The organism is Neisseria sp. HMSC070H10 (genome assembly GCF_001837635.1).
Lineage (GTDB): Bacteria > Pseudomonadota > Gammaproteobacteria > Burkholderiales > Neisseriaceae > Neisseria > Neisseria subflava_A.
The window spans coordinates 202,038-226,781 of record NZ_KV833364.1 but is presented as its reverse complement, the minus strand read 5'-3'; the positions used below and the strand labels follow the sequence as shown (position 1 = coordinate 226,781).

Sequence of the window (24,744 nt, the reverse complement as noted above, 5' to 3'; positions counted from 1 at the left end):
TTATATAGAAAGCATTGATAGAATAAAACAAATGTTATCAATTGTAAGCGTGTTTTTACTTTGGCCTTAATATAAATCAAGCTTCACGACATACGGATTTTATCAAACAGACAAAACAGTCTGACAAACAAAAACCGCATTCCGAAAAGGGAATGCGGCTTTCAATCGTAAAACGATTATTCTTCAGAACCAGTGTAAGGACGGATGCTGACGGTTTTACGGTTCAGCGCGCCTTTGGTTTTGAATTCAACGTAACCGTCGACTTTAGCAAACAAAGTGTGGTCTTTGCCCATGCCTACGTTGTCACCTGCGTGGAATTTAGTACCGCGTTGACGAACGATGATGGAGCCTGCCGGAATCAGCTCGTTGCCGTAGGCTTTAACGCCCAAGCGTTTGGCTTCTGAATCGCGACCGTTGCGGGTGCTACCGCCTGCTTTTTTACTTGCCATTTGTAATACTCCTGAACTTACTTGAAATTAGGCAATTGCCACGATTTCGATTTGGGTGAAATTTTGGCGATGGCCTTGGCGTTTTTGGTAGTGTTTGCGACGACGCATTTTGAAAATGCGTACTTTCTCGCCACGACCATGAGCAACGACTTTAGCTGTTACTTTTGCGCCTTCAATAAAAGGTGCGCCTACTTTTACAGATTCGCCGTCAGCAATCATCAAAACTTCAGTCAGTTCGATTTGGCTGTCGAGTTCGGCTGGTATCTGTTCTACTTTCAATTTTTCGCCAACGGAAACTTTGTATTGTTTACCGCCGGTTTTTACGACCGCGTACATACTCAACTCCATGAGAATTAGGTTAACTTTCCGCACACCATGTGCGAAACGAGCTATTCTATTTCTATTTGCCTGTTTTGTCAAAATTTATTTTATTTACAAGTGAAAAGGCCATCTGAAAGATATGTTGCATGCTTTTTAACTGATATAATCACGCGCTGGATTGCTGATATCTTTATGCAACATTATTACCCCGACCGAATGTACGGGTTTAAACAGATTCATTGGAGCCCCGCTCCGTTTTGTCAACAGAGAATGTTTTATGCTCGAAAACCTGCCTTACTTCCAACGCCACCTGCCCGATGACCTTGCCAAAGTTAATGCGGTCATCAACCAAGCTGTTCAATCCGATGTCGCGCTGATTTCGCAAATCGGCACATACATCATCAGCGCGGGCGGTAAGCGCCTGCGTCCGATTATTACCATTTTGGCAGGCAAAGCAGTCGGGCATGACGATGAAAAACTGTACTCGCTGGCAGCGATGGTGGAATTCATCCACACCTCCACCCTCCTGCACGACGATGTTGTCGATGAAAGCGATTTGCGCCGCGGCCGTAAAACCGCAAACAACCTCTTCGGCAACGCGGCGGCTGTTTTGGTCGGCGACTTCCTCTATACACGTGCCTTCCAACTGATGGTCGGTTCGGGCAGTATGCGTATTTTGGAAGTGATGGCAGATGCGACCAACATCATCGCCGAAGGCGAAGTCATGCAGCTGATGAATATCGGCAATACGGATATTACCGAAGAGCAATACGTCCAAGTTATCCAATACAAAACAGCAAAACTGTTTGAAGCGGCCGCACAAGTCGGCGCAATTTTGGGCAAGGCTACCCCCGAACACGAGCAAGCCTTGAAAGACTACGGCATGTACGTCGGTACGGCTTTCCAAATCATTGACGATGTATTGGACTATTCAGGCGAAACCGAAGAAATCGGCAAAAACGTCGGCGACGATTTGGCAGAAGGCAAACCTACCCTGCCATTGATTTACCTGATGAGAAACGGCTCCGAGCAGGCAGCAAACGATGTCCGCCACGCTTTGGAAAATGCCGACCGCAGCTATTTTGAAACAATCCACGACTATGTCGTCAACTCCGACGCTTTGCCGTATTCAATTTCCGAAGCGAAAAAAGCCGTCGACAAAGCCATCGCTTCATTGGACGTGTTGCCTGACAGCGAAGTCAAAGATGCTATGATCCAACTGGCAAAAGAATCCTTGGCCCGAGTATCTTAATCCGATGAATTTCAGTTTTGTCCCTTTGTTTCTGGTTACGCTGATTTTTTTGGGCGTCGTCAGCAACAACAACTCGATTACGATTTCGGCAGCGGTATTGCTGCTCATGCAGCAGACGGCCTTGTCGCAATATCTTCCCTTGGTGGAAAAACACGGGTTGCATCTGGGCATCATCCTGCTGACCATCGGCGTATTGAGCCCGCTGGTTTCCGGTAAAATTCAAATTCCGCCGGTTTCCGAGTTTATCAATTTCAAAATGATTGCCGCCGTCCTTATCGGCATTTGGGTTGCCTGGCTTGCCGGACGCGGCGTTCCATTGATGAGCGAACAGCCTGTTCTGGTAACCGGATTATTAATCGGCACGGTCATCGGCGTTGCCTTTATCGGCGGCATTCCGGTCGGCCCTTTGATTGCCGCCGGCTTATTGTCTTTTCTTGCCGGAAAGGTTTAAAATCCCCTCCTTTACCGCCTCGCCATAGTTCAACGGATAGAACGTATGCCTCCTAAGCGTAAAATACAGGTTCGATTCCTGTTGGCGAGGCCATAATTTCAATAAAAGCCTTTCATATTCTGAAAGGCTTTTTTATTATCAATAATAAAGGCCGTCTGAAACTTTTCAGACGGCCTTCTCATTTCGCCAAACCGTTAACCCGGACGACCATCCGAACGCGGACGGATCAACCAAGGAATATATTTCCATGCGTACAACAGCAAAGAAGCGGCAAACAAAGCGGCGGAGCAACGGATACTGTGCGTATATGCCGTACCGCTCACAAAGGTTGCCAAAATACGGACAACCGTTGCGGCTATCATCAACCAAAAGGCAACAGGAACCACTTTAGGCGGCGGATAAATGGAGTTGCCGGTATGGCCAAGTGCGGTTCGTGCCATCATACCCAAAGTCAGCACGCCGATACCGCCAACGCCGATAAGGTGCACGCCCAAATTCAGGAAGTTTGAAATCCAATAGGAAAGACCGACCGCAATCAAACCCAAGCCAGTAAACAGATAGCCGGCAAACAAAATCCAAAGCATAGGCTCTTTCAGTACGGCTTTATACCACCAGCGGTACACCTGCACGGTAAAAATCACACCGGCAGCCAAAGCAAACAACGCAGCCAGTCCCGGCAAAATGTTATGCGCCATCAGCATGGCGGTCAGCATAGGCAGCCAAAGTGAAGCGTGCGCTACCCATTGAGGGCTGGGAATTTGCGGCACATTCAGGCGCTTGGACGTAAAGAACGAGATAATCCGCATACCGATCAAACCGATAAATCCGGCCACCATAATCAAACCAGATTGCAAACCGGTCATCAGCGCGATGGCATCAAACGGCTGCATTTTCATATGGAACGCGAAATGGGTACCGCCTAAAACAAAAATAGCAAATACGGCAACATAGTTGCGCTTGTTTTGAGAACGGATTACCGGCAAAGCCATGCACACCGCGCCATACCAGAAAAAGATCGTGCCGAATATGCCGCTTGCCGCCGCACCCCAGCCAGGAATAAACACACACAAACGCGCAAGCAGCCAAAATGCGGTCAAACCTGCCAACGCCTTACCGCGCGTGGGCGGTTGGCCAGTCCAAGTTGCCACAGCCGTCAGCAAGAATGCAATGACAACCAATCCGGCGTAGCCCCAAATCATTTCATGGGCATGCCAATAAAAACCCGGCAATTCAGGCGTACCCTGATAGCCGAAGCCCCAAAGCAATATAGACAATGCGCCATACAAAGCCGCCAACGAATAAAACGGGCGGAAGGCCATTGCCCATACAGGATGTTTGAACAAATCGTTCATGGTGGTTCCTTCAATTTTTATATCATTATAAAACAGCAACAGAGGCCGTCTGAAACTTTTCAGACGGCCATCGATTCCCTTTCCTATTACACATTCTCAGGCAAAGGCAAAAAAGGTTCAATCGCAGGAAAAAGCTCGCGTTCCTCAAAACGCGCATGATCGCGCAAAGTCACCGCAAAATCCTTATTCCATGATTCATTCATATATTCAGGATGAGCCATCATCGCACGCAACTTGGCATGATCACCTTCAAAACGCTGTCTCAACGCCGGATCAACCTTATCCCAATACGGCGCAAACATGGTTTCCTCCTCCAAAAAATGTGGCTCGAGCTCCACAAAATGAGGATCCAGCTCCGCCTGATGGCTTTGATCGGGCGTACGCAAAAGACGGACGCACAACGACAGCGAGCCATGATGTTCGCGGGAAAGTTCTATTAAGGCAGGATGGCGTTTCAAGGGCTTCATAAGTTCGTTATAATGGCAACAGTCTGTCAAACTGGATTAATTCAAATGTTTCAGATATTATGAAACCCAACCCCACATAAAGTCAAACAGCCTCTCTCCAAGCACTATGCTTTTGACATATAATAAAAATATCTAAAGAGCCAGCCATGTATCTGACCCAACATACCGATTACGGATTGCGCGTATTGGTTTATACCGCCATCAATGATGACACCCTCGTCAATATCAGCACCATTGCCGAGACTTACAATATTTCCAAAAGCCATTTGATGAAAGTGGTTACCTCATTAGTCAAAGGCGGATTTCTGATCAGCGTGCGCGGCAAAGGCGGCGGTTTGCGCTTGGCAGACAATCCTGAAAACATCAATATCGGTGCAGTCGTACGTCATCTTGAGCCGATGCAGGTTGTCGAATGCATGGGCGATAACAACGAATGCCTTATCACCCCCTCCTGCCGACTGACCGGCATCATTACCGGCGCCATCAAAGCCTTCTTCAACTATTTAGATCAATACTCCCTGCAAGATCTTCTGGACAAACCAACCTACGACATACTCTATACCCCGCGTATCCCGATCAACGAAATACGCAGAATGGTTGATTAAACTTTCAGGCCGTCTGAAAAATAGTCCAGCTATATCGAAATAATCATCAGCCTCTCAATATAGGGGCATGTAGTATTACTCGGAAAAATTAATAGTAGAAAGATATCGACCAGAGCAAGCAAAAAGTAACTGCTCTCCATTTACTTATTCCCTAGTCAAAAAGTACGCCAAGTATCTTCCCAATCAACGTAACGGTCTTTTTCCAATACAAAATTGGGAACGTTATATACCAATCCCGGCTCAGGCGGCTGATAATCAAAATCAAATTTACCCTCAACGACTATAAGGGTGTCAATGTGATAAGCCCTTTTCAGCCTAAAAAAGCATTACCTAAATGTGCTTTAACCTTTTGTATTCATTTTATAGGTTGATTTTTATGCTGTTGTTCACATTATATTCCAACCCTTCAAAAATCAATAAATACAAAAATGCCCGAAGCCAAAAGCCTCGGGCATTTTTAATATTTGGTGGGTCCGGTGGGTTTCGAACCCACGACCAAGGGATTATGAGTCCCCTGCTCTAACCCCTGAGCTACAGACCCGTCAAGAGTAAAAGCGGATTATAGCATAACTTGTTGCTTGTTCAAGATGCCGGGAAAATGTTTCAGACGGCCTGTTGGTTTTCTATTCGGGCATTATGCCGATACGCCCAATGCTTCCCAAACTTTCAAAGCGTCCGATGTTGCTTTGACATCGTGAACACGGATGATTTGCGCGCCTCGGGCGACTGTGGCCAAAGCGGCTGCAACGCTGCCGTGTACGCGTTTGGCGGCATCTTGTTCGCCTGTCAGTTCGCCAATCATACGTTTGCGCGATACGCCGATCAGAAGGGGGAATCCGGTTGCTTCCATCAATTCAGGCAAATGTTTTATCAGGGTGATGTTGTGTTGCAGGTTTTTGCCGAAACCGAAGCCGGGGTCCAGCGTGATGCGTTCAGGGGCAATGCCTGCTTGAACGCATTCTGCCGCGCGTGCTTTTAAATAGCGCGCGACCTCTTCGACGACATCTTGATATTGCGGATTAAGCTGCATGGTTTTGGGCAAACCCTGCATGTGCATGAGACATACGCCTGTATTAGGCTGTTGCGCCAGCAATGCGACTGCGCCTTCATCACTCAATGCGGCAACGTCGTTGATAATATCGACGCCGCCTTGCGCCAAGGCTTTTTCCATAATTGCCGTACGGCGCGTGTCCAAGCTGACGGGAACATTCCACTTGGCGACTTCCGCCAAAACCGGCTGCACCCTCGCCCATTCTTCTTCAAGAGAAACATCATCCGAACCCGGACGGGTAGATTCGCCGCCGATATCGAGAATATCCACACCGTCTTTCAGCAGTTGCTCGGCATGTGCCAATGCTATTGGGACATTTTGCGAATAGGTGCCGCCATCGGAAAATGAATCGGGGGTCAGATTGACGATGCCCATGATTTTTGGTTTGTCTAAGGCGATTTCAAATCGGCCTGCCTGCCAAATGTGCGTGTTCATAATGCTTCCATTGATGAAATAATAGGATAGAGGCCGTCTGAAACTTTTCAGACGGCCTTTAGGTTTTGACTTTAAAACAGTAAATTACATTCCGCCGTAATTCGGTCCGCTCGCGCCTTCGGGACAAATCCAAGTGATGTTTTGCGTCGGGTCTTTGATGTCGCAGGTTTTGCAGTGAACGCAGTTGGCGGCATTGATTTGCAGACGCGGGCTGCCGTTTTCTTCAACAATTTCATATACGCCGGCCGGACAATAGCGCGTTTCGGGCGAGGCGTATTCTTTATAGTTTACGTCTATCATGACCTGCGGATTTTTCAGCACCAAATGGTCAGGCTGGTTTTCTTCGTGCGCAAGGTTGGCAAGGAAAACACTGCTCAAACGGTCGAAGGTTAATACGCCGTCGGGCTTCGGATAGTCAATCGGCTTGCATTCGGCTGCTTTTTTGAGCTGCTCGTTATCTTTGCCGTGATGTTTCAAGGTCCACGGGGCTTTGCCTCTGAAAATCATTTGGTCGATGCCGGTATAGATTGAGCCGAGGTAAACGCCCCATTTGAATGACGGACGGACATTGCGCGCGGCGTAAAGCTCTTGATACAGCCAGCTTTGTTCAAACCGTTGCTGATAATCCGCCGCCTCTTTGCCGCTGTCGAAACCCTCCACTTCTTCGAGGTTTTCCAACAAAGGGAACACGGCTTCTGCGGCAAGCATGGCGGATTTCATGGCCGTATGGATGCCTTTGATGCGCGGCATATTCAGGAAACCTGCGGCATCGCCGACCAAAACGCCGCCTCTGAACGAGAGTTTCGGCAGGCTTTGCAAACCGCCTTCAATCAGCGAACGCGCACCATAAGCGATACGGCGACCGCCTTCGAAGGTTTTGCGGATTTCAGGATGGGTTTTGAAACGTTGGAACTCTTCAAACGGCGACAGATAAGGGTTTTGATAATCCAAGCCGACCACAAAGCCGACAGCGACTTTGTTTTCGTCAAAATGATAAATAAACGATCCGCCATAGGTTTTGCTGTCCAACGGCCAGCCTGCGCTGTGCATAACCAAACCGGGCTGATGTTTTTCAGACGGCACTTCCCAAATTTCTTTAATGCCCAAGCCGTAAGTTTGCGGCTCGCTGTTTTGGTCGAGTTGGAAACGTTCGATGACTTGTTTGGAAAGCGAGCCGCGACAGCCTTCGGCAAACAGGGTTTGCTGCGCCCAAAGCTCCATGCCTGGCTGGAATGAATCGGTCGGTTCGCCGTCTTTGCCCACACCCATATTGCCGGTCGCAATACCTTTGACCGAACCGTCTTCGTGATACAGCACTTCGGCAGCGGCAAAGCCCGGATAGATTTCCACGCCCATATTTTCCGCCTGCTCTGCCAGCCAGCGCACGACTTCGCCCAAGCTGGCAATATAGTTCGCATGGTTGTCGAAATTCGGGGTAACCGGCAAGTTGAAGGCTTTTTTCTCGGTCAGGAACAAAACCCTGTCCTTCGTCACTGTACGCGTCAGCGGCGCGCCTTTTTCTTTCCAATCGGGAATCAGCTCATTCAAAGAAATCGGATCGATGATGGCACCGGCAAGCGAGTGCGCACCGGCCTCTGAACCCTTCTCCACCACACAAACGCTGATTTCGCGTCCATTCTTTTCGGCAAGCTGCTTGAGTTTGATGGCGGCGGACAAACCCGACGGGCCTGCGCCGACAATCACAACATCGTATTGCATACTGTCACGTTCGATGGTTTCTGTCATGGCGGTTCCTGTATTGTCGTTATTAAATTTAATCCGCTAATTATACAGCCTGGACATATAGTTACCAAATACAACAAAAGGCCGTCTGAAACTTTACTCAAATTTCAGACGGCCTTTACTGTATTCAAAAGATTATTGCGCTTTGGTTTCCGTTACAAAACCGATTTTACTGATGCCGGCTTCGCGCGCCGCTTGCAGGGCTTGGTTGACGTAATCGTATTCAACTGCTTTATCCGCCGCAATCGCCACAATCACATCTTCGTTTTTCGCTTTGGCTTCTTTCAGCTTGGCGGTTACCGTTGCCAAATCCACTTTGGTATCGGAATCGCCGCCAACGATATAAGCACCACTGGCATCAATGCTCAAACGCAAAGGATCTTTAGGCTGCTTATCCTCTTTCGCCGCTTTTTCCGAAGCAGTCGGCAACTCCAAAGGAATCGAGTGGGTCAGCACCGGCATGGTAATCATAAATACAATCAGCAACACCAGCATCACGTCCACCAAAGGCGTAACGTTGATATCCGACATCGGCGCATCATCGCCGGAATTCATTGATCCGAAAGCCATGGTTTAATCCTTTTGGTTCAGCAGGCGGACATGCAGGTCATGTGCAAATGCGTCCATATCTTGCGCGATGGTTTTCGTACCGCGATTGAGGAAGTTGTACGCCAATACGGCCGGAATCGCCACAAACAGGCCGACAGCAGTCGATACCAAAGCCTCGCCAATCGGACCGGCTACCGCAGCAATGCTCATTTGACCGCTTTCGCTGATGCCGATCAGGGCATGGTAAATACCCCAAACAGTACCCAACAGACCGATAAACGGAGCGGTTGCGCCGATAGAGGCTAAAGCAGTCATACCGTAGTCAAACTGGCGCATGGTTTGAGCCAAACTGTTACGGATATGAACGACCAAGTATTCGTTCAAAGGCAATTCGTCAATCAGCGATTTGCTTGTCGTTTGACGGTAGTTTTGGTATGCGCGCAGAGACTCATCGGCAACATTGCTCATCGGTGCTTCTACCGCTTTGGCTTTTTGTACGGCGTCAGCCAGCGTAAACGCATTCAGCATCAACTCTTTTACCTGAGCATTGCCTTTTTTCGCTTTGCGGTATTTTATGCAGCGGATCACGATGACGCTCCAAGTCACCACACTCATCAACAACATCAGGACAAATACACCAATCAGTACCACATCACCTGATTTGAAAACTAAACTTAAATCCATAATTTTTCCAAGTTAAAAATAAAATTAAAATTTCTATCGGGTCATTTAAAATTATTTCCCAACAGCATATATTTTCTAATCAATCAGCTTAGGCCTAGATACTTATTCAAGCGTGAATTTGACAGGTACTTTAAATTCAGTCCAAACACTTGCATGACAGCTACCATCTTTAACGGCTTTACGCGCTGCATTATCCAGACGACTATAACCACTTGATTTATTCACACTAATTGAATCCACTTTACCGCCGGGACCAACCAAGACTTTCAAAACAACCAAGCCCTCTTCACCATTTTCAGTGGATAGTGAAGGATACGGAGGTCTTGGAATATGGCAGGTTCCTTTTGCCGGATTGCCTTTACTGCTGCCGGCACCTGTACCGCTACCACCACCTCCGCCACCGGTACCGGAACCATGTTCGCCTTTCGCACCACCGCTGCCGGATCCGCTGCCTTCGCCACGGCCGCTGCCTGTACCTTTCGTACCGCCGCCGTTGCCTTTCCCTTCTCCGCCCAAGGCTTTGCCTTCGCCGTTGCCTTTACCGTTTTCAGCAGTATTCGGCCCGGTTTTGCTGCCTGAGGATTCAGATGCTTTAGGAGATGGTTTAGGTTCTGCCTTCGGCTCTGGTTTTGGTTCAGGTTTTGGCTCGGGCTTCGGCTCAGGTTTGGGTTCCGGCTTAGGCTCGGGCTTAGGTTTCTCGATAGGTTTTGGTTTTTCCTTTTGCTGTACGATATCCGCTTTTTCTTTTTTCGTTACCACAGGTTTGATAACAGGTTTGGGCGGCTCGACAGGCTTAGGTTTGGGTTTTGGCTTCGGTTGTTCGGGGGCAGGCTCGGGGGCAGCAGGTGCGCCTTCACCCTCAGGACTACCGTCGCCACCGCCGAAATCGCCTAAATCGACAAATTCAATATTCGCTATTTCGACAGGAGGCGGTTTGTGCGCGTGCCATAAAAGTGCAACCAAACCGACGTGAATCAACGCAACGGAAGTCACGACGGCTGGAGTTAAAATTCGTTTTTTATCCATAATTCCGTTATGTTAATAGCAACAATTCCCGTTTGCAAGTCGTTTTACAGTCAAAATAAGCATTAATGCTTATAGAGAAAGTTTATAGACCTGCTGTTTTAAAGGCTGGATATCATAATATGATATTAGCTCTCATTACTAATATTATCAAACAAGCGGCCATCTGAAAAGATAAATGGTATTAAAAAAGCCATCGACTCTTACAATCTTTATGCCATCCGCACATCAGGCCAATATTGAAACCTCATCAGACCGATAAAAATTCAAATGGTTTCAAACCATCTGTATTTTTTATCCATAAAACATCAGGCCGTCTGAAAACATTCTTTCAGACGGCCTGATTCAAACAAAATCATTTTTTCCGTTTCGCCCTTGGGTGCGCCTCATCATAAACGCGCGCCAAATGGTCAAAGTCCAGCTTTGTATAAACTTGCGTAGCGGAAAGGTTGCTGTGCCCCAACAATTCCTGCACAGCACGGATATCGCCCGATGCCTGCAAAAGATGGGTTGCATAGCTGTGGCGCATCATGTGCGGCGAGATATGGCTGGTGCTGCCCACGCGCACTGCCCACGCCTGCAGGCGTTTTTGGATTTGACGTTGCCCCAGCCTGCCGCCATTTTTATTAGTGAACAAGGCCTGCTCGCCCTCTTTGGCAATACGCACCGCCAGATAATCACGCAATGCCGCAATGCTCTTGCCCACCAAAGGCACTTGCCGCTGCTTGCCCCCTTTACCCTTCACACTGACCCAACCTTCGTCCAAAACGATACCGTCCAGATTCAAACCTTGTATCTCGCTCAGGCGCAAACCGCTGCCATACATCAATTCAAACATGGCCTTATCGCGCACATCCAACTCGTCATCAACCGGCGCATGGTCAAGGATATGGTTTAAAGGTTCCTGCGGTAGCGCTTTGGGCAGGCGTTCGGGCAGGCGTGGCGCTTTCATATTAAACGTCGGGTCGCTTTCCATGACTTCTATCTGCACCAGCCAACTGCAATACTGCCGCCACGCCGACAATTTCCGCGCCAAACTGCTTTCGCTTAAACCCTTTTGCGACAGCTTTTTCAATACCGCCACAAAATCACGGCGCATCGGCAGGCCGTTTTTCAGATTATCGGGCAACAGGCGCATCAATTCACTCAAATCGCGCCGATAAGCGGAAACGGTATGCTGCGACTTACCTTGTTGCAGCAAGGTTTTCAGATAGCGTTCAAGATGAAGCGCAAAATGGTTTGATTCCGCCATTTCAGACGGCCTCCAATCTAGGGCATTATTCTCCACCGCATTCTGCCCCAGCACGCCCCTACCTGTGCGTTGAACAGGGCATTGGTGTTGGTGCTGCCGCCGGCTTTCAGGCTGCTTTGCCGGCTTTGGCGGTAGTGTTGGTTTTGCTCTTTGCCGGCGGATTTAAAGCCGAAACCGGCTTCGACGGGCAGCAGGGCGGCGCCAAAAATTATCTGCGTTAAAGTTCATTTTCATAGTAAGGTGTTAAAAAAATATTCTCCTCTTCCCAAGGAGAAGATACGCCATTTTGATTCATAAATATTTCATAATTATAAAAATCTTTATCATAATCTCCATATGTAATTTTCATTCCTTTTAACCACATGGCATCACATTCGTCACATAGAATAATTTCTTTCAAAATGTATTTTGATTTAAAAATATACAATATTCCTTGGTTGCAGCGCGGACATATTTTTGGATTCATAATGTATCTCTAATCTATTTTATTACAGGGTAAGCAGAAATAATTTTCCCGGTATTAGGAACTACAATACCGTTTTCAATGCCGAAGGCAAACGGCAGACGCGTTGTTTGCCATAGTCGAAACACACCATGCCTGTCTGCACTTTCGCCAGCACAAGGCCGTCTGAAATCCTGAGGATACGGTACAGCAAAGAAAAGCCCACACCGGCCACGCCCGCCGCCCCCATTTCTACCGACAGCTCATCGCCATGATGACCTTGCGCCAAATACTGTACCGCCGCATCCGCCATAATCAGGCCAGCCCCACCGGCATCCATTTCACTCCAACCCAGCTTCGCCAGCCAACGCATCCGTACTTCATGGCACAAACGCAACACCGCATCGTTCGCCAGATGGCCGCCATAGTTCACATCGCCCACCTGTACCGTCAAGGCCGTCTGAAACAAAGGCTTATCACACTCGGCCACCGAAATCCTATCCATTTTGCACACCCGTTTTCAATACCACGCCATTATAAACCGAGACCCTGTTCGTTAATATATAAAAACAATGTAACAGCTTGTAGTCTTTCATTTCAAAAAACATTATAATTTATCGGATAAATTTACCCTTCACTACTTCAGGAGCTTCTCATGGCACTCGTATCCATGCGCCAACTGTTGGACCATGCTGCCGAAAACAGCTACGGTCTGCCCGCATTCAACGTTAACAACCTCGAACAGATGCGCGCCATTATGGAGGCGGCCGACCAAGTCAACGCCCCCGTTATCGTTCAAGCATCCGCAGGCGCACGCAAATACGCAGGTGCCCCATTCCTGCGCCATCTGATTTTGGCCGCAGTCGAAGAATTCCCGCACATCCCTGTCGTGATGCATCAAGACCACGGCGCATCTCCTGATGTGTGCCAACGCTCCATCCAACTGGGCTTCTCCTCTGTAATGATGGACGGCTCGCTGATGGAAGACGGCAAAACCCCTTCTTCTTACGAATACAACGTCAACGCCACCCGTACCGTGGTCAACTTCTCCCACGCTTGCGGCGTGTCCGTTGAAGGCGAAATCGGCGTATTGGGCAACCTCGAAACCGGCGAAGCCGGCGAAGAAGACGGCGTCGGCGCAGTGGGCAAACTTTCCCACGACCAAATGCTGACCAGCGTTGAAGATGCCGTACGTTTCGTGAAAGACACCGGTGTTGACGCACTGGCTATTGCCGTCGGCACCAGCCACGGTGCATATAAATTCACCCGTCCGCCCACAGGCGACGTATTGCGTATCGACCGCATCAAAGAAATCCACCAAGCCCTGCCCAACACCCACATCGTGATGCACGGCTCCAGCTCCGTTCCGCAAGAATGGCTGAAAGTCATCAACGAATACGGCGGCAAAATCGGTGAAACCTACGGCGTACCGGTTGAAGAAATCGTCGAAGGCATCAAACACGGCGTGCGCAAAGTCAACATCGATACCGACTTGCGCCTTGCCTCTACCGGTGCCATCCGCCGCTTCATGGCAGAAAACCCATCCGAATTCGACCCGCGCAAATACTTGAGCAAAACCGTCGAAGCCATGAAACAAATCTGTCTTGACCGCTACCTCGCATTCGGTTGCGAAGGCCAAGCCGACAAAATCAAACCGATTTCTTTGGAAAAAATGGCAACCAAATACGCCAAAGGCGAATTGAACCAAATCGTTAAATAATCCGTATCTCGGATTCACACTAAGGCCGTCTGGAAACTTGAAAATAAGGTTTCAGACGGCCTTAGCTTTTGGGAAATTTATAGTAAAATCTTCCACCGACCACACATCAAAACACATCGAAAGCAAACATGAAACTCGCCGTTATTTTGCCGGCCTATTGCGCCGAAGCTTATTTGCCCGAATGCTTGGATTCGGTATTGAATCAAACATTCCGCGACTTTTTCGTCATCGCTATCAATGACGCTTCAACAGACAAAACCGGAGAAATCCTCGAAGCTTACGCAGCTAAAGATTCACGTTTGCAGGTTTTCCACCTTCCGGAAAACAGGGGTGAGCCGTTTGCCTGCCAATTTGCCATGGATATGCTCAAAGACGTAGAAGTCGAATATGTGGCACGAATGGACGCGGACGATATTTGCGCCTTGGATCGTTTTGAAAAACAAATTCAATTCTTAGACAGCCATCCCGAAATCGATATTGTCGGCAGCCAAGCCACCATCTTTTTTGATGACCAAACCGGAAGAGAACCCGTTTTAAGCGACCTCCCCCTGCTCGACAAAGACATTAAAGCCTTTCTCTCCTTTGCCGCCCAAAACATGTTCAACCCCACCACCATGTGGCGGCACGATAGCATTAAAAACCTTGGGATAAACTACACCGCGACAGAAACCGCTCCCGATTTCCATATGTGGGTACAATGCGCCCTACATGGCAAAACCTTTGCCAACCTGCCCGAATCTTTGTTGTCTTACAGGATGCACACAGCTCAAGAAAGCAAAAAAAGAGACAAAATCAACAGATCCGTCCAATACACCATGGAACTGTGGTTCAGTCACCTTTTCCCTGATTTGAACCCAGTAGAAGTAACCCTCTTAAGCCGAATCTTGCATGAAAAGCAACTGCGTTTAACCACAGAAGAGCTGAAAACCATTTTTGCCGCTTATGACAGAATCAGCAAAGACCGCAGCATTTCTTTGTTTGGCGAAGACCGCAATACGATGTTCGACATGATAGACAATTTCTTCAATTTCTTAAAAAGCCGGTTGAAATTCACTTAAATTATAAAAGGCCGTCTGAAACCTCGTTTCAGACGGCCTTAATCTATTTCAATTTCAATCTAAATCAGAACAAGCCGTGAATTACGCCTTCTGCGTCCACATCAATTTTCTCGGCAGCCGGAACTTTCGGCAGACCCGGCATCTTCATCATATTGCCGCACAATGCAACAATAAAGCCTGCGCCTGCGGAAACAGTGATACCGCGCACGGTAATGCGGAAGCCTTCGGGGCAGCCCAACAGTTTGGCGTTGTCACTCAAAGAGTATTGGGTTTTCGCCATGCAGATCGGCATTTTGTCCAAGCCCAGTTTTTCCAGTGAAGCGATTTCGGCAGACGCTTCCGCGCTGAAATCAACATCTTCCGCGCCGTACACTTTTTGGGCAATCGCACGGATTTTGTCTTTAATGCTCAACTCAACATCGTAGGCAAAGCCGAAGTTATTCGGTTGATTTTCGATGGCGTTGACGACTTTGTGCGCCAAGTCTGCACCACCCGCGCCGCCTTTACCCCACACTTCGGTCAAGGAAACTTCGACGCCGTGTTCCGCACAGGCTTTTTCAATCATGGCCAATTCTGCATCAGAGTCGGACACGAAGCGGTTGATGGCAACCACCACAGGCAGGCCGAATACGTTTTTCAGGTTGGAAATGTGTTTCAAGAGATTAGGCAGACCTTTTGCCAAAGCGTTGAGGTTTTCTTCGCCGAGGTTGGCACGCTCCACGCCGCCGTTGTATTTCAACGCGCGGACGGTGGCCACGACAACAGCCGCATCAGGTTTCAAATCCGCCAGACGGCATTTGATGTCGCAGAATTTTTCCGCACCCAAATCCGCGCCGAAGCCTGCTTCGGTTACAGCGTAATCGGCAAGGTGTTTCGCCAGGCGGGTGGCGGTAACGGAGTTGCAGCCGTGGGCGATGTTGGCAAACGGGCCGCCGTGTACAAAGGCCGGAGTGCCTTCGATGGTTTGTACCAAGTTAGGCTTAATCGCATCTTTGAGCAATGCCGCCATCGCGCCATTCGCTTTCAAATCTTTGGCGTAAACGGGGCTGCCGTCTTTGGCGTAGGCGACGAGGATGTTGCCCAAACGCTCTTTCAAATCGCTGATGTCTTTAGCAAGACAGAATACCGCCATCACTTCGGACGCAACGGTAATGTCAAAACCGTCGGGACGCATCACGCCGTCAACAGGTTTGCCCATGCCGTCGATGATGTTGCGCAACTGACGGTCGTTCATATCGACCACACGACGCCACAGCACGCGTTTCGGATCGATGTTCAACTCGTTGCCTTGATAGATGTGGTTGTCGAGCATGGCGGCGAGCAAGTTATTCGCCGCGCCGATGGCGTGGAAGTCGCCGGTGAAGTGCAGGTTGATGTCTTCCATCGGCAAAACTTGGGCATAGCCGCCACCTGCCGCACCGCCTTTGACGCCGAACACCGGTCCCAAAGAAGGCTCGCGCAGGGCGATAACAGAATCTTTGCCGATATGGCGCAATGCATCCGCCAAACCGATGGTTACGGTGGTTTTACCCTCACCCGCAGGAGTCGGATTAATGGCAGTAACCAAAATCAGACGGCCTTGTTTTTGCGGCAGCTTGAATGCTTCAGCAGGATTGATTTTGGCTTTGTAATGGCCATAGGGCTCGATGTTGTCAACGTTCAAACCCAGCTTGGCGACAATTTCACCAATCGGGCGCATGGTGGAAGACTGGGCAATTTCAGCATCGGTTTTGAAGCTCATGATTTTCCTTTATTGAGTGAGGGAAGGCCGTCTGAAACAATCTCAAGAGACGGCTGGAAGAAAAAGAATATTCGTTCTATTATAACGTTTTCCAAGAATAAACCGCAGTGAAAATTTCGATATTTCATCAACAAGCGGATTCATATTGTCAACAATTCAAAATAAAAGGAAAAAACATGAGCAGCAACGCATGGCTGTTTTGGGCATTGGCATCGGCAGGCTTTGCCTCATTGACCGCCATCTTCGCCAAAATGGGTTTACAAGGAATAGATTCCGATTTTGCCACCTTTATCCGCACCTTGGTCATCCTCGCCGCTTTGGTATTGTTTTTAACCTACACCGGCAAATGGCAGGGCGTAAACGGCTTTACCGGCCGCAACTGGACATTCCTCATCCTATCCGGCCTCGCTACCGGCGCATCTTGGCTCGCCTACTTCAAAGCCCTGCAACTGGGCAACGCCTCGCAAGTCGCCCCCGTCGATAAATTCAGCCTGGTCTTGGTCGCCCTGATGGCCGTCGTATTCTTAGACGAACGCCCAAGTACGCAGGAATGGATAGGCTTAGGCTTGGTAACCGCAGGCGTATTGACTTTGGCTTTGAAACGATAAAGATTGGGACATCAAAAAAAGGCCGTCTGAAAAATTTCAGACGGCCTTTGCTTTACTTCAAACAATCAGCTCACAATTAATTTGAACCGACTTTGATTTTTTGCCACAAATTGACAGACAATTTTTTCGCATCTGCGCTCATTTGAGGCATGACGAAACCGTCTTTCATGTCTTGCTCGTTCGGGAAAATAGAGCGAGTGTTCACCAGCTCGGCAGGCATTTTTTCGCGTGCAGGTTTGCTGGCCGGTGCGAAGGTTACGGCGATACCGTTTTTCGCAGCCACTTCGGGGTCAAGCGTGTAGTTGATGTATTTGTGGGCATTGGTGATGTTTTTCGCATCGGCCGGAATCAGCCAAGATTCAATCCAGAAGCCCATGCCTTTCGGCGTCAACACTTCGATGCCGACGTTGTTTTTCACTTCTTCAGAACGCGCTTTGGCCAAGTTCAAGTCGCCGCCGTTACCTGCCGCCAAGCAGATATCGCCGCGTGCCAATTCGTCAATGATGGAAGGGCTGAAACGTTTTACATCAGGACGGATAGACTTCAACACTTCCGCCGCCGCTTTCAAATCTTCAGGATTCGAGCCTTTAGGATCTTTACCCAAGTAGTTCAACAAGATTGGGAACATTTCGCTCGGTGTATCCCACAAAGCGATGCCGCAAGATTTCAGCTTGTTGGTGTATTCAGGTTTGAACAGCAAATCCCAGCCGTTTTCAGGCAATTTTCCGCCCAAAAGCTCCTTGCCCTTCGCCGTAATCGCAATCGTATTCACACCTGAGAAGTATGGAACGGCGTATTGATTGCCCGGGTCGGCAGTTTCCAACATCTTCAGCAATTCAGGGTCGATGTTTTTATAGTTCGGAATCAAGTCCTTATTGATTTTTTGGTATGCACCCGCCTCAATTTGGCGCGGCAGGAAGGCAATACCGGGCACAACCAAGTCATAGCCGGATTTGCCGGTCAGCATTTTGGCTTCCAGCGTTTCGTTGTTTTCATACAAATCGTAAGTCAGCTTCAAATTGTTGGCTTTTTTGAAGTCTTCGACTGTACTTTCGTCAACGTAGTTTGACCAGTTGTAGATATTCAAAGTATCGGTGGCGGCTGCTTCGGCATTGGCAGCAGGCGCGCTGCCTGCTTGAGGTTGCTCGGCTTTTTTCTCGCCACCGCCGCACGCGGCCAAAGACAATGCGGCCAATACGGCTAATACAGATTTTTTCATACGGGCAGATTCCTGATGAAAGAGTGGTTAATGTCAATAAATAAGAAACCCTGCACCCCATAAACACCCCGGCGCAGAGTTAGGCTATTGTAATGGAAACGTAAGCAAACGCAAAGCAATATCCATCTGATTTTTATTGAAATAAGGCAAAGCAACACCATCTTTTTACCAAAAGCGTTGCACCGGCTGTCGTTTTTGGGCAAAATACGGCTGATTTGCGCGCGTTTATAGAGAAAAAGCTTGCATACAAGGAAATCTGTCTTTAAAATTGCGCGTTTACAGAATTTATTTTTCAGGAGATATTCAATATGGCAAACAGCGCACAAGCCCGCAAACGTGCCCGCCAGTCGGTTAAACAACGCGCCCACAACGCCAGCCTGCGTACTGCATTCCGTACCGCTGTGAAAAAAGTGTTGAAAGCAGTTGAAGCCGGCGACAAAGCTGCTGCTCAAGCAGTTTACCAAGAATCCGTTAAAGTCATCGACCGCATCGCTGACAAAGGCGTATTCCACAAAAACAAAGCAGCCCGTCACAAAAGCCGTCTGTCTGCTAAAGTAAAAGCGTTGGCTTAATACTGACGCAGATGCCGGAAATCCTGACAATCAAAACAGGATGAATCGAGCTGATACGATGCCCCTGAGGTCCTGCCTTTCAGGGGCATTGCCGTATTCACAGCCTAAACCGACTAAATAAACCTATTTACCCTCTCATCAGGCCGTCTGAAAAATAACGGAAACTCTCATGAACAAGATGTTGAAACATTCCCTAAGTATCGGATTCATTGCCGCCGCCCCGCTGGCCGCCGCCGATTCCGCCCTACACTGCACCACCATTCAAGACAACGCCACCCGTTTGGCGTGTTACGACAACATCTACTCGGCGCAACTCCCCCCTCAATCCCCACTGCCGCAAGCGCAAACCGAAACGGCCAAAACACCGGTTGACCTCGAAAAAAGCGTGCGCAAGAGCATTGAGAAAAAAGAAGCAGCCATTGTATTCGACAATCCTACCCATCCGAATATTTCAGACGACGTATTAAGCGAAACTGCCGACAGCTACACGCCTCTAAGCCTGATGTACGATTTGGATAAAAACGACACACGCGGCCTGTTGAGCGTACGCGAGCATAATCCTATGTACCTCATGCCCGTTTGGTACAACAGCAGCCCCAACTACTACCCGGAATCCCCCAGCCGCGGTGTAACCACACAGGAAAAATTCAGCGAGCAAAAACGCCTCGAAACCAAAATGCAGGTTTCTTTCAAAAGCAAGATTGCCGAAGATTTATTCAAAACCCGTGCCGACGTATGGTTTGGCTATACCCAAAAATCCGACTGGCAAATCTTCAACCAAGGCCGCAAATCCGCCCCGTTCCGCAACACCGACTACGAACCCGAAATCTTCATTACCCAACCCGTTAAAGCAGACCTGCCTTTCGGCGGCAAACTGCGTATGGTTGGCGCAGGTTTTGTTCACCAGTCCAACGGTCAAAGCCGCCCTGAATCACGCTCATGGAACCGGGTTTACGCCATGGCCGGCATGGAATGGGGCAAGCTGACCGTCATCCCTAGGGTTTGGATGCGCGCCTTCGACCAAAAAGGAGACGATGACGACAATCCGGACATCAACAAATACATGGGTTACGGCGACTTGAAAGTCCAATACCGCCTCAATGACAAACAAAATGTTTATTCCGTCCTGCGCTACAATCCAAAAAGCGGACGCGGCGCCGTTGAAGCGGCCTATACTTTTCCCATCAAAGGCAAACTCAAAGGCGTTGTCCGCGGCTTCCACGGCTACGGCGAAAGCCTGATTGACTACAACCACAAACAAAACGGCATCGGCTTCGGCCTGATGTTCAACGACTGGGACGGCATCTAAATGACCCCATATTGTTTCAGACGGCCTTTGCAATCAAGGCGGCCGTCTGAAACAATAAAACAAAACAAGCCATTCGTTTAAAATACTCGTTTCCTAGCGTCCAAACGCGTATAATGCAAAGTTTGGGCAAAACTTGCCGGAATGAAACAAAGATGACAGAAGCCGCAGCCGAAAGCGGAAAAATCGCCAAGGCTTTAAAGAAATACCTGATTACAGGCGTGCTGGTTTGGTTGCCGATTGCCGTAACCATTTGGGCGATGACCTACATCATATCCGCCGCCGACAGACTGATCAGCCTATTGCCGGAAAGCTGGCAGCCCCAGCATTTCTGGGGGTTCAACATTCCCGGCTTGGGCATCGTCGCCGCCACAGTCGTCTTGTTCGTTACCGGCGTATTCGCCGCCAACGTATTGGGCAGGCGGATTCTCGGCGCATGGGACAGCCTTTTAGGACGCATTCCCGTCGTCAAATCCATCTACTCCAGCGTTAAAAAAGTTTCCGAATCCCTGCTCTCCGACAGCAGCCGCTCGTTCAAAACCCCCGTACTGGTTCCCTTTCCACAACCGGGCATTTGGACGATAGCCTTTGTTTCCGGCCATATTCCCGCCAAACTCAAAGGCAGCCTGCCGCAAGATGACGACTATATTTCTGTTTACGTCCCAACCACGCCCAACCCAACCGGCGGCTATTACATCATGGTAAAAAAAAGCGACGTTCGCGAGCTGGACATGAGTGTGGATCAGGCATTGAAATATGTAATTTCGCTGGGCATGGTAATGCCGGACGACTTACCGGTTAAAGCCCTACCCACCCAAAAGCCGTCTAAAGACGGTAATACCGAACATAACAATTAAGGTCTTCTTTTTTCAGACGGCCTTTCCTTCTTTTCAAATTGAACAATATAAAAAGGTGATTTTATGCGTACCAACTATTGCGGCCTTATCAGCGAGCAATACTTAGACCAAACCGTTACCGTCAAAGGCTGGGTACACCGCCGACGCGACCACGGCGGTGTGATTTTTATCGACCTGCGCGACCGCGAAGGCATCGTTCAAGTCGTGATTGACCCTGACACTCCGGAAGCATTTGCCGCTGCCGACTCTTCCCGCAACGAATATGTTTTGAGCATTACCGGCCGCGTACGCAACCGTCCTGAAGGTACGACCAACGACAAAATGATTTCCGGCAAAATCGAAATCCTCGCCAAAAAAATTGAAGTCTTGAACGCCGCCGCTACGCCGCCATTCCAAATCGACGATGAAAACATCAGCGAAAACGTTCGCCTGACCAACCGCGTTATCGACTTGCGCCGTCCTACCATGCAACGCAACCTGCGCCTGCGTTACCAAGTGGCCATGGGCGTTCGCCGCTACTTGGATGCGCAAGGCTTCATCGACATCGAAACCCCGATGCTGACCCGCTCCACTCCGGAAGGCGCGCGCGACTACCTCGTGCCGAGCCGCGTTCATCCGGGTGAATTCTTCGCTCTGCCGCAATCGCCGCAATTGTTCAAACAACTGCTGATGGTGGCCGGTTTCGACCGTTACTACCAAATTACCAAATGTTTCCGTGACGAAGATTTGCGTGCCGACCGCCAACCTGAATTCACTCAAATCGACTTGGAAACCTCGTTCTTGAACGAGGATGAAATCATGGACATCACCGAAGGCATGGCCAAACAAGTCTTCAAAGACGCATTGGGCGTGGATTTGGGCGATTTCCCACGCATGCCTTACTCTGAAGCCATGTTCTACTACGGCTCTGACAAACCGGACATGCGCATTAACTTGAAATTTACCGAGCTGACCGACCTGATGAAAACGGAAGAATTTAAAGTTTTCCGTGGCGCAGCCGACATGAAAGGCGGCCGCGTGGTTGCCCTGCGCGTACCGAACGGCGCGAAATTCAGCCGCAAAGAAATCGACGAATACACCAAATTTGTCGGCATCTACGGCGCGAAAGGTCTGGCATACATCAAAGTAAACGATGTGAGCAACCTTTCCAACGGTGAAGACAGCGGCCTGCAATCTCCAATTGTGAAATTCCTGTCTGAAAACGCCCTGAAAGAAATCATCGAGCGTACCGGTGCGCAAAACGGCGACATCATCTTCTTCGGCGCAGACAAAGCCAAAGTCGTGAACGAAGCCATCGGCGCATTGCGCATTAAAGTCGGCTTGGAACACGGCAAAGACAACGGCTACTTCGTAGACGAATGGAAACCTTTGTGGGTTGTCGATTTCCCAATGTTTGAATACGACGAAGAAGCCGACCGCTACGTTGCCGTACACCATCCGTTTACCGCGCCAAAAGAAGGTCATGAAGACCTGATGGTTTCCGACCCTGCAAACTGCTTGGCCCGTGCCTACGATATGGTATTAAACGGCTGGGAAATCGGCGGTGGCTCTATCCGTATCCACCGTGCAGACGTACAAGAGAAAGTGTTTGCCGCGCTGAAAATCAGCCCTGAAGAGCAACAAGAGAAATTCGGCTTCCTCTTGGACAACCTGAAATTCGGCGCGCCTCCTCACGGCGGCCTTGCATTCGGCCTCGACCGTCTGGTTACCCTGATGACCGGTGCCGAATCTATCCGCGACGTGATTGCCTTCCCGAAAACACAACGTGCACAATGTCTGCTGACCAATGCACCTAATGTGGTCGACGACAAACAACTTCGAGAGTTGAGCCTGCGTCTGCGTCAGAAAGCAGTTGAAACAAAAGAAGCATAATTTACCGGCTTAACCTTTAAAATATCAAGGCCGTCTGAAATTTTTGAAATTTCTTTCAAATCTTTCAGACGGCCTTTCTACATTTTGGTCGTTTATATATAATCAACCCGCAAACTGTTTTATTTTAAACGTTTTCTTTAATGACGTTAGAGTACAAAAAACAACCGTTTGTAAGAAAAACAAACAAATAGACTTCGCAAGCAATATCATAGCTGTTATAACAATAAAGGAACCTGACAATGTTTCTGATACTAATTGGGCTGATACTGATTTTTTTTTGTTACTTTGTTTATTATTACTTCTATTATTCATAAAAAACAGTTCGCCTACGACACACACCAAGATTATAACTATCCCTCCCTTCCCTCTACCGCGCATGCCACCCTCAAGGGTGGCAGCCTGACTTTGCCTGCTACTATCAGCGGACAAGATACCGTTATTGCCAAAATCCGTATCAAATCCACTTGGGCAGGATTACTGATATTGCCTTTTGTTGAAACCATTTCATCTAAAGGCAAATGGAAGCAATATTTCGAATACGGCGCAAAAGGCGTGCGCTATATCAATCTGAGCGACACCTTCTCCGACAGCGACAAAACCATCCGCCTGGAAGGCAAATACCTGTCCTTGCCAGATCAAGAAATCGAACTCTCTGTTTATCCGCGTGAAAACCTCGACGGCAAAAAAATCCTTGTCCTCGCGCCTCATGCTGACGATGCTGAACTCGGCGCATACGGTTTGTACGAAAAACACGCCGCCAATTCAATGATCTGCACTTTAACCGCCAGCGAAGGCGGCAGCTTCCACTATGGCAATCTTTACAGCACATGCGACTTCGACACCCAGGCACAATATCTGCAAAAAGGCCGGATGCGCGTTTGGAACAGCCTAGCCGTTCCCCTTTTGGCCGGCGTACCGTCTGAAAACATCCTGCAGCTGGGCTACTTCGACAGCACATTGACCGCCATGCGCCAAAATCCGGAAAAAGAGATTAAATCGACCAAAATCGATACGACCGATGTCGATATTTTCCGCAGTGCCAATACCTCCCCATTGGCGAAACACCTCAAGCCCGGCTCAACTTGGAACAGCTTGATAGACAACCTTGGCTATCTGATAGAAACGTTCCAGCCGGATATTATCGTGACGCCGTCCCCCAATATTGATGTGCATCCCGACCACCAACATACTGCGCTGGCCGCCATCGAAGCCCTGCGTAAAATCGATTACCGCCGCGGCAATCTGTTTTTGCACACCATACATTATCTGAGCGACGACTTCCCTATCGGCAAAGTAGGGTCTTCCCTCAGCCTTCCGCCGCCCTCCGAGCAACCGTTTTACTTCCAAAGCATCTATTCCCATCCTTTGGATAAAGAGGAGCAAAACCGCAAACTCCTCGCCCTTGATGCCATGAACGACATCCGTCCCAATTCAGACGGCTATATGCGTTGGAGCACCATGATATTCAAAGGCTTAAACAAACTGCGGCACCACATCCTCCATCTCGACAAAGACTTGGTCAACCGCTTTGTCCGCAGCAACGAATTCTTCTATATCGTCCCCATCAGCGACTTATACCAAGAAGAGACGCTAAAACAAATCACCTATCAGGGCAAAACCCAATAAACCACAAAGGCCGTCTGAAAAAATATTTCAGACGGCCTTTATCACACCAAATCAAAACAATAAAATCACCGCATTACAACGAAAAACAC

26 protein-coding genes and 2 tRNA genes are annotated in these 24,744 nt (G+C 48.9%); 13 read left to right on the top strand and 15 right to left on the bottom strand.

The window, feature by feature from the left end:
- Nucleotides 1-176: 176 nt before the first annotated feature.
- Together rpmA and rplU are read right to left on the bottom strand one after the other, a co-directional pair.
- Nucleotides 177-449: a 50S ribosomal protein L27 gene (gene rpmA, locus HMPREF2606_RS04065; RefSeq protein WP_002212328.1), complete on the bottom strand. Its 273-nt coding sequence runs from the start codon at nucleotides 447-449 to the stop codon at nucleotides 177-179.
- Nucleotides 450-476: 27 nt separating this feature from the next.
- Nucleotides 477-785 (bottom strand): 50S ribosomal protein L21, encoded by a 309-nt coding sequence (gene rplU / locus HMPREF2606_RS04060; RefSeq protein WP_002216394.1) that lies wholly within the window; start codon nucleotides 783-785, stop codon nucleotides 477-479.
- Nucleotides 786-1,047: 262 nt separating this feature from the next.
- On the opposite strand from rplU, the gene ispB reads away from it, so the two are divergent.
- The 3 genes from ispB to HMPREF2606_RS04045 all read left to right on the top strand — a co-directional run bounded on the left by ispB (nucleotide 1,048) and on the right by HMPREF2606_RS04045 (nucleotide 2,566).
- Nucleotides 1,048-2,022 carry an octaprenyl diphosphate synthase gene (gene ispB, locus HMPREF2606_RS04055; protein WP_070712161.1) on the top strand — a complete coding sequence of 325 codons (975 nt, stop codon included), beginning with the start codon at nucleotides 1,048-1,050 and terminating at the stop codon, nucleotides 2,020-2,022.
- Between the two features lie 4 nt (nucleotides 2,023-2,026).
- Nucleotides 2,027-2,473 (top strand): DUF441 domain-containing protein, encoded by a 447-nt coding sequence (locus HMPREF2606_RS04050; protein ID WP_070712160.1) that lies wholly within the window; start codon nucleotides 2,027-2,029, stop codon nucleotides 2,471-2,473.
- 18 nt (nucleotides 2,474-2,491) lie between these two features.
- Nucleotides 2,492-2,566, top strand: a tRNA-Arg gene (locus HMPREF2606_RS04045).
- A 101-nt stretch (nucleotides 2,567-2,667) separates the two neighbouring features.
- Here HMPREF2606_RS04045 and HMPREF2606_RS04040 read toward each other — a convergent pair.
- On the bottom strand, nucleotides 2,668-3,825 hold the full coding sequence (locus HMPREF2606_RS04040; protein ID WP_070843336.1) for an NnrS family protein: 1,158 nt from the start codon (nucleotides 3,823-3,825) through the stop codon (nucleotides 2,668-2,670).
- An 86-nt stretch (nucleotides 3,826-3,911) separates the two neighbouring features.
- Nucleotides 3,912-4,292 (bottom strand): hemerythrin domain-containing protein, encoded by a 381-nt coding sequence (locus HMPREF2606_RS04035; RefSeq protein WP_070843335.1) that lies wholly within the window; start codon nucleotides 4,290-4,292, stop codon nucleotides 3,912-3,914.
- A gap of 146 nt (nucleotides 4,293-4,438) precedes the next feature.
- Between HMPREF2606_RS04035 and HMPREF2606_RS04030 the strand changes: the two genes are divergently transcribed.
- Nucleotides 4,439-4,897: an RrF2 family transcriptional regulator gene (locus tag HMPREF2606_RS04030; RefSeq protein WP_070843334.1), complete on the top strand. Its 459-nt coding sequence runs from the start codon at nucleotides 4,439-4,441 to the stop codon at nucleotides 4,895-4,897.
- A gap of 465 nt (nucleotides 4,898-5,362) precedes the next feature.
- Here the strand turns inward: HMPREF2606_RS04030 and HMPREF2606_RS04025 are convergent.
- The 7 genes from HMPREF2606_RS04025 to HMPREF2606_RS03995 form a co-directional block, all read right to left on the bottom strand.
- A tRNA-Ile gene (locus HMPREF2606_RS04025) sits at nucleotides 5,363-5,438 on the bottom strand.
- A gap of 93 nt (nucleotides 5,439-5,531) precedes the next feature.
- Nucleotides 5,532-6,383: a dihydropteroate synthase gene (gene folP / locus HMPREF2606_RS04020; protein ID WP_070843333.1), complete on the bottom strand. Its 852-nt coding sequence runs from the start codon at nucleotides 6,381-6,383 to the stop codon at nucleotides 5,532-5,534.
- Nucleotides 6,384-6,467: 84 nt separating this feature from the next.
- Nucleotides 6,468-8,129: an electron transfer flavoprotein-ubiquinone oxidoreductase gene (locus tag HMPREF2606_RS04015; protein WP_049328856.1), complete on the bottom strand. Its 1,662-nt coding sequence runs from the start codon at nucleotides 8,127-8,129 to the stop codon at nucleotides 6,468-6,470.
- A gap of 132 nt (nucleotides 8,130-8,261) precedes the next feature.
- Complete coding sequence (locus HMPREF2606_RS04010) at nucleotides 8,262-8,696, bottom strand: ExbD/TolR family protein (protein WP_049328855.1); 435 nt, start codon at nucleotides 8,694-8,696, stop codon at nucleotides 8,262-8,264.
- 3 nt (nucleotides 8,697-8,699) lie between these two features.
- The gene (locus HMPREF2606_RS04005) at nucleotides 8,700-9,359 is read right to left on the bottom strand and encodes a MotA/TolQ/ExbB proton channel family protein (protein WP_049328854.1); all 660 of its coding nucleotides are present in this window, start codon (nucleotides 9,357-9,359) and stop codon (nucleotides 8,700-8,702) included.
- 102 nt (nucleotides 9,360-9,461) lie between these two features.
- Nucleotides 9,462-10,385 (bottom strand): energy transducer TonB, encoded by a 924-nt coding sequence (locus HMPREF2606_RS04000; RefSeq protein ID WP_049328853.1) that lies wholly within the window; start codon nucleotides 10,383-10,385, stop codon nucleotides 9,462-9,464.
- Between the two features lie 352 nt (nucleotides 10,386-10,737).
- Nucleotides 10,738-11,634, bottom strand: a complete 897-nt coding sequence (locus HMPREF2606_RS03995; protein WP_070585070.1) for a tyrosine recombinase XerC — start codon at nucleotides 11,632-11,634, stop codon at nucleotides 10,738-10,740.
- Between HMPREF2606_RS03995 and HMPREF2606_RS03990 the strand changes: the two genes are divergently transcribed.
- Nucleotides 11,622-11,855, top strand: coding sequence for a hypothetical protein (locus HMPREF2606_RS03990; RefSeq protein ID WP_070585076.1), 234 nt, complete (start codon nucleotides 11,622-11,624; stop codon nucleotides 11,853-11,855). The genes HMPREF2606_RS03995 and HMPREF2606_RS03990 overlap by 13 nt on opposite strands.
- On the opposite strand, the gene HMPREF2606_RS03985 is transcribed toward HMPREF2606_RS03990, so the two are convergent.
- Complete coding sequence (locus HMPREF2606_RS03985) at nucleotides 11,852-12,100, bottom strand: hypothetical protein (protein ID WP_003680115.1); 249 nt, start codon at nucleotides 12,098-12,100, stop codon at nucleotides 11,852-11,854. The two genes, HMPREF2606_RS03990 and HMPREF2606_RS03985, sit on opposite strands and share 4 nt — an antisense overlap.
- Nucleotides 12,101-12,161: 61 nt before the next feature.
- Nucleotides 12,162-12,581: an acyl-CoA thioesterase gene (locus HMPREF2606_RS03980; RefSeq protein WP_070585078.1), complete on the bottom strand. Its 420-nt coding sequence runs from the start codon at nucleotides 12,579-12,581 to the stop codon at nucleotides 12,162-12,164.
- Nucleotides 12,582-12,731: 150 nt separating this feature from the next.
- Here HMPREF2606_RS03980 and fba point away from each other — a divergent pair, with 150 nt between their 5' ends.
- Both fba and HMPREF2606_RS03970 read left to right on the top strand, forming a co-directional pair.
- On the top strand, nucleotides 12,732-13,796 hold the full coding sequence (gene fba / locus HMPREF2606_RS03975) for a class II fructose-bisphosphate aldolase (RefSeq protein ID WP_070712156.1): 1,065 nt from the start codon (nucleotides 12,732-12,734) through the stop codon (nucleotides 13,794-13,796).
- Nucleotides 13,797-13,924: 128 nt separating this feature from the next.
- Nucleotides 13,925-14,854, top strand: a complete 930-nt coding sequence (locus tag HMPREF2606_RS03970; protein WP_070712155.1) for a glycosyltransferase family 2 protein — start codon at nucleotides 13,925-13,927, stop codon at nucleotides 14,852-14,854.
- A 64-nt stretch (nucleotides 14,855-14,918) separates the two neighbouring features.
- Here HMPREF2606_RS03970 and HMPREF2606_RS03965 read toward each other — a convergent pair whose 3' ends face one another.
- Nucleotides 14,919-16,595, bottom strand: a complete 1,677-nt coding sequence (locus HMPREF2606_RS03965; RefSeq protein ID WP_070712154.1) for a formate--tetrahydrofolate ligase — start codon at nucleotides 16,593-16,595, stop codon at nucleotides 14,919-14,921.
- A gap of 176 nt (nucleotides 16,596-16,771) precedes the next feature.
- Here HMPREF2606_RS03965 and HMPREF2606_RS03960 point away from each other — a divergent pair, with 176 nt between their 5' ends.
- Nucleotides 16,772-17,203 carry an EamA family transporter gene (locus HMPREF2606_RS03960; protein WP_003680126.1) on the top strand — a complete coding sequence of 144 codons (432 nt, stop codon included), beginning with the start codon at nucleotides 16,772-16,774 and terminating at the stop codon, nucleotides 17,201-17,203.
- Nucleotides 17,204-17,279: 76 nt separating this feature from the next.
- Here the strand turns inward: HMPREF2606_RS03960 and HMPREF2606_RS03955 are convergent, their stop codons facing one another.
- Nucleotides 17,280-18,422, bottom strand: a complete 1,143-nt coding sequence (locus HMPREF2606_RS03955) for an extracellular solute-binding protein (RefSeq protein WP_070712153.1) — start codon at nucleotides 18,420-18,422, stop codon at nucleotides 17,280-17,282.
- Nucleotides 18,423-18,730: 308 nt separating this feature from the next.
- On the opposite strand from HMPREF2606_RS03955, the gene rpsT reads away from it, so the two are divergent.
- From rpsT to HMPREF2606_RS03930, 5 genes are all read left to right on the top strand, one after another.
- Nucleotides 18,731-18,994, top strand: a complete 264-nt coding sequence (gene rpsT / locus HMPREF2606_RS03950) for a 30S ribosomal protein S20 (RefSeq protein WP_002212556.1) — start codon at nucleotides 18,731-18,733, stop codon at nucleotides 18,992-18,994.
- 169 nt (nucleotides 18,995-19,163) lie between these two features.
- Nucleotides 19,164-20,303 (top strand): phospholipase A, encoded by a 1,140-nt coding sequence (locus HMPREF2606_RS03945; protein ID WP_070712152.1) that lies wholly within the window; start codon nucleotides 19,164-19,166, stop codon nucleotides 20,301-20,303.
- A 152-nt stretch (nucleotides 20,304-20,455) separates the two neighbouring features.
- Nucleotides 20,456-21,157, top strand: coding sequence for a DUF502 domain-containing protein (locus HMPREF2606_RS03940; RefSeq protein WP_070712172.1), 702 nt, complete (start codon nucleotides 20,456-20,458; stop codon nucleotides 21,155-21,157).
- Between the two features lie 63 nt (nucleotides 21,158-21,220).
- Nucleotides 21,221-23,029: an aspartate--tRNA ligase gene (gene aspS, locus HMPREF2606_RS03935; protein WP_070843332.1), complete on the top strand. Its 1,809-nt coding sequence runs from the start codon at nucleotides 21,221-21,223 to the stop codon at nucleotides 23,027-23,029.
- A gap of 552 nt (nucleotides 23,030-23,581) precedes the next feature.
- Nucleotides 23,582-24,655, top strand: coding sequence for a PIG-L deacetylase family protein (locus tag HMPREF2606_RS03930; protein ID WP_283122342.1), 1,074 nt, complete (start codon nucleotides 23,582-23,584; stop codon nucleotides 24,653-24,655).
- The last annotated feature ends 89 nt before the right edge of the window (nucleotides 24,656-24,744 follow it).

Bases quoted from the DNA above. Each gene is read 5' to 3' on its own strand.
- rpmA (WP_002212328.1), bottom strand. From the start codon at position 449: ATGGCAAGTAAAAAAGCAGGCGGTAGCACCCGCAACGGTCGCGATTCA.
- rplU (WP_002216394.1), bottom strand. From the start codon at position 785: ATGTACGCGGTCGTAAAAACCGGCGGTAAACAATACAAAGTTTCCGTT.
- HMPREF2606_RS03995 (WP_070585070.1), bottom strand. From the start codon at position 11,634: ATGGCGGAATCAAACCATTTTGCGCTTCATCTTGAACGCTATCTGAAA.
- fba (WP_070712156.1), top strand. From the start codon at position 12,732: ATGGCACTCGTATCCATGCGCCAACTGTTGGACCATGCTGCCGAAAAC.
- HMPREF2606_RS03955 (WP_070712153.1), bottom strand. From the start codon at position 18,422: ATGAAAAAATCTGTATTAGCCGTATTGGCCGCATTGTCTTTGGCCGCG.
- HMPREF2606_RS03980 (WP_070585078.1), bottom strand. From the start codon at position 12,581: ATGGATAGGATTTCGGTGGCCGAGTGTGATAAGCCTTTGTTTCAGACG.
- HMPREF2606_RS03970 (WP_070712155.1), top strand. From the start codon at position 13,925: ATGAAACTCGCCGTTATTTTGCCGGCCTATTGCGCCGAAGCTTATTTG.
- ispB (WP_070712161.1), top strand. From the start codon at position 1,048: ATGCTCGAAAACCTGCCTTACTTCCAACGCCACCTGCCCGATGACCTT.
- folP (WP_070843333.1), bottom strand. From the start codon at position 6,383: ATGAACACGCACATTTGGCAGGCAGGCCGATTTGAAATCGCCTTAGAC.
- aspS (WP_070843332.1), top strand. From the start codon at position 21,221: ATGCGTACCAACTATTGCGGCCTTATCAGCGAGCAATACTTAGACCAA.
- HMPREF2606_RS04015 (WP_049328856.1), bottom strand. From the start codon at position 8,129: ATGACAGAAACCATCGAACGTGACAGTATGCAATACGATGTTGTGATT.
- HMPREF2606_RS04010 (WP_049328855.1), bottom strand. From the start codon at position 8,696: ATGGCTTTCGGATCAATGAATTCCGGCGATGATGCGCCGATGTCGGAT.
- HMPREF2606_RS04050 (WP_070712160.1), top strand. From the start codon at position 2,027: ATGAATTTCAGTTTTGTCCCTTTGTTTCTGGTTACGCTGATTTTTTTG.
- rpsT (WP_002212556.1), top strand. From the start codon at position 18,731: ATGGCAAACAGCGCACAAGCCCGCAAACGTGCCCGCCAGTCGGTTAAA.
- HMPREF2606_RS04035 (WP_070843335.1), bottom strand. From the start codon at position 4,292: ATGAAGCCCTTGAAACGCCATCCTGCCTTAATAGAACTTTCCCGCGAA.
- HMPREF2606_RS04030 (WP_070843334.1), top strand. From the start codon at position 4,439: ATGTATCTGACCCAACATACCGATTACGGATTGCGCGTATTGGTTTAT.
- HMPREF2606_RS04000 (WP_049328853.1), bottom strand. From the start codon at position 10,385: ATGGATAAAAAACGAATTTTAACTCCAGCCGTCGTGACTTCCGTTGCG.
- HMPREF2606_RS03960 (WP_003680126.1), top strand. From the start codon at position 16,772: ATGAGCAGCAACGCATGGCTGTTTTGGGCATTGGCATCGGCAGGCTTT.
- HMPREF2606_RS03940 (WP_070712172.1), top strand. From the start codon at position 20,456: ATGACAGAAGCCGCAGCCGAAAGCGGAAAAATCGCCAAGGCTTTAAAG.
- HMPREF2606_RS04040 (WP_070843336.1), bottom strand. From the start codon at position 3,825: ATGAACGATTTGTTCAAACATCCTGTATGGGCAATGGCCTTCCGCCCG.
- HMPREF2606_RS03965 (WP_070712154.1), bottom strand. From the start codon at position 16,595: ATGAGCTTCAAAACCGATGCTGAAATTGCCCAGTCTTCCACCATGCGC.
- HMPREF2606_RS03985 (WP_003680115.1), bottom strand. From the start codon at position 12,100: ATGAATCCAAAAATATGTCCGCGCTGCAACCAAGGAATATTGTATATT.
- HMPREF2606_RS03945 (WP_070712152.1), top strand. From the start codon at position 19,164: ATGAACAAGATGTTGAAACATTCCCTAAGTATCGGATTCATTGCCGCC.
- HMPREF2606_RS04005 (WP_049328854.1), bottom strand. From the start codon at position 9,359: ATGGATTTAAGTTTAGTTTTCAAATCAGGTGATGTGGTACTGATTGGT.